This window comes from Desulforhabdus sp. TSK, from assembly GCF_022836495.1.
In the GTDB taxonomy this organism is placed as follows: domain Bacteria; phylum Desulfobacterota; class Syntrophobacteria; order Syntrophobacterales; family Syntrophobacteraceae; genus Desulforhabdus.
In genome coordinates this window covers 1-547 of sequence record NZ_BQXM01000124.1, presented here as the reverse complement: position 1 = coordinate 547, position 547 = coordinate 1, and the positions used below count along the sequence as shown (strand labels likewise).

At 56.3% G+C, this 547-nt stretch carries 1 protein-coding gene and 1 pseudogene; both read left to right on the top strand.

The genetic code is table 11. The features are described 5' to 3' along the window. Positions 1-297 (top strand): NADH-quinone oxidoreductase subunit H (locus MWC30_RS21805; RefSeq protein WP_244086302.1); only part of this gene is annotated, 297 nt, incomplete at its 5' end. After that, a pseudogene (locus MWC30_RS21800) lies at positions 294-547 on the top strand (hypothetical protein); the annotation flags it as partial. The gene MWC30_RS21805 and the pseudogene MWC30_RS21800, both read left to right, overlap by 4 nt.

Genomic DNA, 547 nt, shown 5'->3' with positions numbered 1-547 from the left:
ATCTCGGGGATCGTGACGACGCTTTTTTTCGGGGCATGGCATCTTCCCTTCGTGAGCGATGCAAGGCTTTTGGAGCTATTCGCCTTCGCGGGGCCAAACGGTGCATCCCTCCTGGCGATGCTCGCCAATGTGGCGACCTTTTTTGCCAAGGTGATCTTTTTTATCTGGCTGCAGATGACCATTCGCTGGACGCTTCCACGCTTCCGCTATGACCAGGTCATGAGGCTTTGCTGGAAGATGATTCTGCCGCTGTCACTCCTCAACATTTTCATAACCGGGCTGGTTTTCCTACTATGAGCACAACGACGGATGTTGGTCAAAGGCGGTATGAGGGGAAGGTGGGCATTCCCGTGGAGCGGCTCCGGCCCAAGCAGGTGAGAAAAAGAGAAGATCTCACGCTGTGGGAGCGGCTCTACGTGTTCGAGGTCCTGCGGGGGCTTGGCATCACCACGAGGCATTTTGTCTCCAACATGATCGGGTTCGTGGCTCCCCCTCGGGGGAAAAAGCGGAGCGTTTTCACGGTGTACTACCCGGAAGAGCGGGTGGA